At 65.7% G+C, this 7,636-nt stretch carries 9 protein-coding genes; 3 read left to right on the plus strand and 6 right to left on the minus strand.

The features are described 5' to 3' along the window. Positions 1-849, plus strand: an 849-nt coding sequence (locus tag AC1D00_RS17675; RefSeq protein WP_477011542.1) for a flavin monoamine oxidase family protein, incomplete at its 5' end; no start/stop codon positions are given. A 181-nt stretch (positions 850-1,030) separates the two neighbouring features. On the opposite strand, the gene AC1D00_RS17680 is transcribed toward AC1D00_RS17675, so the two are convergent. The 4 genes from AC1D00_RS17680 to pheS are packed head-to-tail and all read right to left on the minus strand — an operon-like array spanning position 1,031 to position 5,750. After that, entirely contained in the window at positions 1,031-1,801 is a 771-nt protein-coding gene (locus AC1D00_RS17680) for a sulfite exporter TauE/SafE family protein (protein ID WP_135178692.1), read from the minus strand. 55 nt (positions 1,802-1,856) lie between these two features. After that, positions 1,857-4,265 carry a phenylalanine--tRNA ligase subunit beta gene (gene pheT / locus AC1D00_RS17685; protein WP_477011543.1) on the minus strand — a complete coding sequence of 803 codons (2,409 nt, stop codon included), beginning with the start codon at positions 4,263-4,265 and terminating at the stop codon, positions 1,857-1,859. A gap of 10 nt (positions 4,266-4,275) precedes the next feature. Further along, positions 4,276-4,665: an ASCH domain-containing protein gene (locus AC1D00_RS17690; RefSeq protein ID WP_135178726.1), complete on the minus strand. Its 390-nt coding sequence runs from the start codon at positions 4,663-4,665 to the stop codon at positions 4,276-4,278. A 2-nt stretch (positions 4,666-4,667) separates the two neighbouring features. Beyond that, on the minus strand, positions 4,668-5,750 hold the full coding sequence (pheS, locus tag AC1D00_RS17695; protein ID WP_477011544.1) for a phenylalanine--tRNA ligase subunit alpha: 1,083 nt from the start codon (positions 5,748-5,750) through the stop codon (positions 4,668-4,670). 151 nt (positions 5,751-5,901) lie between these two features. Between pheS and AC1D00_RS17700 the strand changes: the two genes are divergently transcribed. Beyond that, positions 5,902-6,315: a hypothetical protein gene (locus AC1D00_RS17700; protein WP_477011546.1), complete on the plus strand. Its 414-nt coding sequence runs from the start codon at positions 5,902-5,904 to the stop codon at positions 6,313-6,315. Between the two features lie 32 nt (positions 6,316-6,347). On the opposite strand, the gene rplT is transcribed toward AC1D00_RS17700, so the two are convergent. Together rplT and rpmI are read right to left on the minus strand one after the other, a co-directional pair. Further along, positions 6,348-6,707, minus strand: coding sequence for a 50S ribosomal protein L20 (gene rplT / locus AC1D00_RS17705; RefSeq protein WP_011083533.1), 360 nt, complete (start codon positions 6,705-6,707; stop codon positions 6,348-6,350). A gap of 80 nt (positions 6,708-6,787) precedes the next feature. Then, positions 6,788-6,988, minus strand: coding sequence for a 50S ribosomal protein L35 (gene rpmI / locus AC1D00_RS17710; protein WP_008539890.1), 201 nt, complete (start codon positions 6,986-6,988; stop codon positions 6,788-6,790). A 274-nt stretch (positions 6,989-7,262) separates the two neighbouring features. Between rpmI and AC1D00_RS17715 the strand changes: the two genes are divergently transcribed. After that, on the plus strand, positions 7,263-7,636 hold a 374-nt coding region (locus tag AC1D00_RS17715), incomplete at its 3' end, for a hypothetical protein (protein ID WP_477011545.1).

Raw genomic sequence — 7,636 nt, forward strand, 5'->3', positions numbered from 1 at the left:
GACCTGAAGGAGCTGTCGGCGATCGACAAGGCGCGCGCGCAGGACCGCAATGCCGCGATCGCCTGCCGCCAGGGTCTGGGTACGCTCATCACCAAGCTCGGCGAGCAGGCGCCGGTCGCGCTGTCGACGCCGGCAAGCCGCATCAGCTGGAGCAATCGCGACGTCAGCGTGGAGACGCAAGGGGGCAAGATCGCCGCCCGCGCCGCCATCGTCACGGTCTCGACCAACGTACTGATCGCCGGCGCGATCAAGTTCGCGCCCGATATTCCCAAGCGCACATTGGACGCGGCGTCGAAGCTCACCCTCGGCAGCTACGACCACATCGTGCTGCAACTGCCGGGCAATCCGCTCGGCCTCGCGCGCGACGACATTCTCATCGAGCAGAGCAATTCGACGCGCACGGCGCTGATGTTCGCCAATATCGGCGGCTCCTCGCTGTGCTCGATCGATGTCGGCGGCTCGTTCGGCCGCGATCTGTCGGAGCAGGGCGAGAAGGCGATGGCGGCCTTCGCGAAGGAATGGATCGCAAAACTGTTCGGCAGCGAGGCCGCGGCGACCGTGCAGAAGACCAGCGTGACGCGCTGGAATGCCTCGCCCTTCGTGATGGGCGCGATGTCGGCGTCCTCGCCCGGCGGTCAGCTCTCGCGAAAAATCCTGACCGAGCCGATCGGCAATCTGTTCCTCGCCGGCGAAGCCACCCACGAGACGCTGTGGGGCACCGTCGACGGCGCCTGGGACAGCGGCGAGCGCGCCGCTGACGCAGCGCTGCGGAAGATCGGCGCGATCAAGGACGAGCCGGCCGATGTGCCGACGCAATCGACCAAGCGGCGCAAGGCGCCGCGGCAGTAGGGTAATTAAGCGGCAAGAAACTCCGCCGTCGTCCCGGACAAGCGCCGCGAAGCGGAGCGCAGATCCGGGACCCATAACCACAGGAAGTGGTTTGGCGGAGACTCGGAGTTACCGACTCGCCCCATAACCGCTCCCTGTGGTTATGGGTTCCGGCGTTCGCGGGGACGACCCGTGGAGGGAGTTATCGCAAAACCCCATCCAACGCCGGCAGACCAAAGACGACCGCCATCGCAATCAGCGCATAGCAGATGCCGCGAAACATTTTTTCGCTGGCGCGGCCGAACAGCGAGGCGCCGAATGCGACGCCGATGGCATAGACCGGACCGACGATGAGCGAGAGCACCAGCGATTCGCGGCTGATCAGGCCTGTCGTCGCGTAGCTGACCATCGAGAAGAAGTCCGAAGCGCCGAAGAACAGCAGGATGTTGGCGCGCGCGACGATCGACGCGATCGGGCGGCCGAGCCAGTAGCCGACGATCGGCGGCCCGCCGGTCTGTGCCAGCCCGCTGCAGAAGCCGGAAAGGCCGCCGATGCCGACGGAGAGCCAGGCGTGGTCCTTGCCGCGATAGCGCCAGCCCGACAGCAGCAGCAGCAACAGCGCGGCGACGAAGCAGGAGATGATCCAGCGCGTGGTGACGGGTTCGAGCACGCTGAGGAAATAGGTGCCGATGGGCACGCCGATCAGCGCACCCAGCACGATTACGGCGGTGGCCTTGCGGTCGGCCTTGCGCCATGCGTCGGGCAGCAGCGGCACCGCCGCGACGAAATCGATCACCAGCAGCAGGGCGGCAACGAGCCGCGGCGCCGCGAAGCTGCTCGCCAGCGGCATGAAGATCAGCGCCGAGCCGAAGCCGGAAAAGCCGCGCGCGGTACCCGAGACGAAGGCGACGGCGCAGAGCGCCATCGCAATGGTGAGGCTGACGTCCTTCGGGAGGAAGTCGGCGAGATTCATGCGCTGCGATTCGGGAGCATGATGTCGTCCGAAAACCGTTTCACACTTTTCGGCATCATGCTCTCAACGTGCCGCCGGTCTTCTTCGTCACCTCCGCCACGACCTTCGCGGCGACAGCCTCGATCTCCTGGTCGGTCAAGGTCTTCTCGCGCGGCTGGATCGTCACCGCGATCGCGATCGACTTCTTGCCGTCATCGATGCCCTTGCCCTCGTAGACGTCGAACACGTTGACGCCGGTGATCAGCTTCTTGTCGACGCCTAGCGCGGCGCGCACGATGTCGCCGGCCTTCACTGTGCGGTCGACGATGAAGGCGAAGTCGCGTGACACCGGCTGGAATGCCGACAGCTCGATCACGGGCTTGGCGCGGGTCGGCTTCTTCTTGGCCTCGGGGATGCGGTCGAGGATCACCTCGAACACCATCAGCGGACCGTCGGCGCCGAGCGCTTCCAGCGCGCGCGGATGCATCTCGCCGAAATAGCCGAGCACGTTCTGCGGGCCGATCTGGATCGTGCCGGAACGGCCCGGATGCAGCCAGCCGGGACCACCGGGCACGATCTGAAGCGCCTGCATCGGCGCGCCGCTTGCGGCCAGCACAGCCAGCGCATCGGCCTTGGCGTCGAACAGGTCAGCCTGCGCCGAGCCCGACCAGTGCCGTCCGAGACCTTCCGAGGAGGCAAAGCCGCGGCGCACGCCGCTTGCCGCCATGAACTGATCCTGTGGGCGATCGCCCTTGAAGATCTGGCCGACCTCGAACAGCGCGACATCGCCGAAGCCGCGATCGGCATTGGCCTGCGCCGCCGCGATCAGGCCCGCCAGCAGGGTCGGGCGCATGTCGGAGAGGTCAGAGGCGATCGGGTTGGCCACTTCCAGTTCGCGCTGGCCGCCGCCGAATAGTTTTGCCGCAGACTTCGTGATGAACGACCACGTCACCGCTTCGATGATGCCGCGGCTCGCGAGCGCGCGCCGCGCCCGGCGCGTGCGGAGCTGGAGCGGGGTCAGCACCGGTTTGCGCGCGTCCTCGCCGCGCTCGAACGGCGTCATCGGCACCTTGTCGACGCCGTAGATGCGGACGATCTCCTCGACGATGTCGGCCTTGCCGTGCACGTCGGTGCGCCACGAGGGCACCGCGACCTTCACCACCGGGCCGGGGCCCGCCATCATGAAGCCGAGATGGGTCAGGATGCGCTTCATCTCCGGCTGCGGCACCTCGATGCCGGACAGGCGCTTGACCTCGGTCACCGGGAAATCGATCACGCGGTCGTCGCCGAAGGCCTTGCCGACCACGATATTCTCGGACGGCGCGCCGCCGCACATCTCCATCACCAGCCTGGTCGCGAGCTCCAGCCCCGGCACCATGAAGGCCGGATCGACGCCGCGCTCGAAGCGGTAGCGCGCATCGGAATTGATGCCGAGCTTGCGGCCGGTCTGGGCGATGTTGATCTCGTTCCACAGCGCCGATTCGATCAGCACGTCGGTGGTGTTCTCGTCGCAGCCGGAGGCCTCGCCGCCCATGATGCCGGCGAGCGATTCGACGCCGTGCTCATCCGCGATCACGCAGGTGGCGGAATCGAGATTGTAGGCGCGGCCGTCGAGCGCGAGCAGCGTCTCGCCGTCGCGGGCGCGGCGCACCACGAGATTGCCCTTGACCTTCCTGGCGTCGAACACGTGCAGCGGGCGCGCGCGGTCGTAGGTCATGAAATTGGTGATGTCGACCAGCGCGTTGATCGGACGCAGGCCTATCGCGGTCAGCCGCTTCTGCAGCCATTCCGGCGACGGACCGTTCTTGACGCCGCGTACGAGGCGAAGCGCGAAGCCCGGACACAGCGTCGCGTCCTCGACCGTGACCTTCACCGGGCAGGGGAATTCRCCCTTGATAGCCTTGATGGTCGGGTCCTTGAACTTGCCCATGTCGGCGGCGGCGAGGTCGCGCGCGATGCCGTGCACGCCGGTGCAGTCCTGCCGGTTCGGCGTCAGGTTGATCTCGACGACGGGATCGCCGAGCGCGGCCCATTCGGCGTAGGCAGCGCCGATCGGCGCGTTCGCCGGCAACTCCATGATGCCGTCATGGTCGTTGGAGATCTGCAGCTCGGCCGCCGAGCACAGCATGCCGCGGCTCTCGACGCCGCGGATGGTGCCGACGCCCAGCGTGATGTCCTTGCCGGGAATGTAGGTGCCGGGGGCCGAGAACACGCTGACGAGACCCGCGCGCGCATTCGGCGCCCCGCACACGACCTGCACGGGCGCGCCACCGTCGCCGGTGTCGACCATGCAGACGCGCAGGCGATCCGCATTCGGATGCTGCTCGGCCGAGATCACCTTCGCGATGGTGAACGGCTTCAGCGCCTTCGCCTTGTCCTCGATGTTCTCGACCTCGAGCCCGATCATGGTGAGCTTCTCGGCGAGCCGCTCCAGCGGCTCGTCGGTGTCGAGATGGTCCTTTAGCCAGGAGAGCGTGAATTTCATGGTGCCGTTCCTAGAAAACCTCGATCAGGCGAAAGCGTTCGCACATGAGCATCATGTCTTCGCGAAATTTGCCTTGCCGACCGAAATAGTTGCGATGCGCGTTGCGCCAGTAGTCGAGACTGCGATCACCTTCGCCTTCGTCGAAGGCAAAGGCCGCATCAACCTCGCCGAAGCGGCGATAGCTCACCTCGGTCGATTCGATGATGCAGCGTGGCTCTCCGCGTCCGTCGAGCACGATCCAGCGTTCGCCCGGCGTCGAGGTGTTGGGCTCGTCCTCGGTGCTGCATGTCGCGGTCTTGACGCCCCGGATCACGAGATCGAGCAACTCGTCGGCCAGAGCCGGTCCGTCGCCGAAGGCGAACGACCGCAGGCCGCGATATTGCTCCGGGACGGCGCTCAGGTTCACGTGCTCAATCCCCCCGCGAGCGTCGGGACTTCCAGCGGCTTGAAGCCGTAATGGGACAGCCAGCGGACGTCGCTGTCGAACAGCTGGCGCAGGTCGGCGATGCCGTATTTCAGCATGGCGATGCGGTCGATGCCCATGCCCCAGGCAAAGCCCTGGTACTCGTCGGGATCGATGCCGCAAGCGCGCAGCACGTTCGGATGCACCATGCCGCAGCCGAGAATCTCGAGCCAGTCCTCACCCTCGCCGAAGCGGATCTCGCCCTTGTCGCGACGGCACTGGATGTCGACTTCCAGCGACGGCTCGGTGAACGGGAAGAACGACGGGCGGAAGCGCATGTTGATGTGGTCGACCTCGAAGAACGCCTTGCAGAACTCGTGCAGGATCCATTTGAGGTGGCCGAGATGCGAGTGCTTGTCGATGACGAGGCCTTCGACCTGGTGGAATTGCGGCGTGTGGGTCGCGTCCGAATCGATGCGATAGGTGCGGCCCGGACAGATCACGCGGATTGGCGGCTTCTGGCTCAGCATGGTGCGCACCTGCACCGGCGAGGTGTGGGTCCGCAGCAGCATGCGCGAGCCGTCCTCCTTCGGATGGAAGAAGAAGGTGTCGTGCATCTCGCGCGCGGGRTGGCCTTCCGGAAAGTTCAGCTTGGTGAAGTTGTAATCGTCGGTCTCGATGTCGGGGCCTTCAGCGACCGAGAAGCCCATGTCGGCGAAGATCGTGGTCAGCTCGTCCCAGACCTGGCTCAGCGGATGGATGCGGCCGGCCTCGGCCTGCGCGTCGCGCAGCGGCAGCGTCACGTCTATGGTCTCGGACGCCAGCCGCGCATCGAGCGCCGCCGACTTCAAAACGTCGCGCCGTGCGGCGAGCGCCTCGGTGACCTTGTCCTTGGCCTGGTTGATTGCGGCGCCTTGCGTCTTGCGCTCGTCGGGCGACATTTTGCCGAGCGTGGCAAGCAGCGCCGAGATCGAGCCCTTCTTGCCGAGGGCTGCGACGCGCACCGCTTCGAGGGCGGCTTCGTCGCCGGCGGCGGCGATCTGGTCGAGGATGGATGCTTCAAGCGTTGCGAGGTCGGACACAGTCAAATCCTTGCTGCCAAATTCGGCTGGGTTGTCGCCGCCCGAAGGGCGTAACGTCAAGCAAAAAGCCGGTCATTTCGCGCTCTCGACCAGCTGGGTTGAACCTCGCACGGGGCCCCGGCACCAAGGGAGGATACGAGGAGACTTCGTGATGTACTCAAGGTCCTGCCTGGCCATTCTGGCCGTCGCTCTGTCGGTCGCCGGCACCCCGGCACGCGCCATGGTCTGCATGGAGAAATCCATGACGCTGGACGAGGTCGTCGACACCATCAACGCCCAGAAGGGCTGCGAAAGCGCGATGAAGGTGTTTCAGGATTGCCAACTGACCGCGAGCGGCGATGTCCAGCTCGGCGCCGCCGTCGAAAAGAAATGCGAGGCGGACTTCAAGCCCGGCCTCAGTGCCGCGCAGACACAGGCGTACAAAAGCGATATGCACGCGTGCGACGTCAAGTACCGGAACAAGTCCGGCACCATGTATCTCTCGTTTACGGCATTCTGCCGGGCGGAGGTCGCCCAGCGTTACTCGCAACGCGCGCTGAAGGCTGCGGGCCAGAAGGCCCGCTAGCGTTGGCCTTATCAGGCTGCGAGCGCAGCCTTTTAGGCGGCCAGCGCTGCCTTGGCCTTCTCGGCGATCGCCTGGAACGACGCGGGCTCGTTGATCGCGAGATCCGACAGCACCTTGCGGTCCACGGTGATACCCGACTTGGCGAGACCGTCGATAAATCGGCTGTAGGTCAGGCCGAACGGACGCACAGCGGCGTTGAGGCGCTGGATCCAGAGCGCGCGGAACGTCCGCTTCTTGCGCTTGCGGTCGCGGAAGGCGTACTGCTGGGCCTTCTCGACGGCCGGCTTGGCGGCGCGGATGGTGTTCTTGCGGCGGCCGTAGAAACCCTTGGCGGCCTTGTAGACTTTCTTGTGCTTGGCGTGGGCGGTCACACCGCGTTTGACGCGAGACATGACAAAAATCCTTCAGAGATGACTTGGTTTTCGGATCGCCGCGCGAGGCGCGGCTGAGGTGGCAGTGATCGTGGACGCGATCAGGCGTTCGGCAAGAAGTACTTCTTGACGTTGTCGCCGTCGGTCTTGAACAGCACGCGGGTGCCGCGAAGCTGACGGATCTGCTTCTTCGTCCGCTTGATCATGCCGTGACGCTTGCCGCGCTGGGCGTGCATCACTTTGCCGGTGGCAGTCACCTTGAAGCGCTTTTTAGCGCCCGATTTGGTCTTCAGCTTGGGCATTTGGCTCTCCTAATGGCCACGGAAATCCGCCCGCGAAGGCGGCTGGCCGTCAAAAATGCTCGTTAGAGCGTTGATTGTGCTCAGGTTCTACGAACAAGCGCGAAACCCGCACGAAACACCGCCACGGCAGCCCTTAATCAGCCGGGCGATGAAGGCTGGGCTTATGCCAGAGCGGCAGCCAATTGGCAACGATGAACCGCCAAAACCCGCCCGCCGACTATCCGGAGTTGCCACCCTCATCGTCCAGGCCGTGTCGCCCGGAGGAAGGACCAAAATGGCCCATTTCCCGCAATTTGTCCCGCAATTTGCCCGCCCGCGCCGTCTGGCGCTGCTTGCCGTGCTCGCCGCCGCCGCGCTGCCGTCCGCCGCCGATGCCCGCGTCGGCCGCTATGACGGCATCTGGAACGTCACCTTCGCCACCGCCCGCGGCAATTGCAGCTCAGGCTACAGCGTTCCCTTCACCGTGACCGGCAGCCGCGTCTCGTCCGCCGGCGGCGGCCGGGTCTCGGGCAGGGTCAAGCGCTCCGGCACTGTGGCGGTCAATGTCTCGGTCGGCGCGTCCCATGCGAGCGGCGGCGGCCGGCTTGCCGGTGTGAACGGCTCCGGTGCATGGAGCGGCATCATTTTCGGCGACCGCTGCAGCGGCAC

This window comes from Bradyrhizobium sp. P2_E8 (assembly GCF_056403875.1).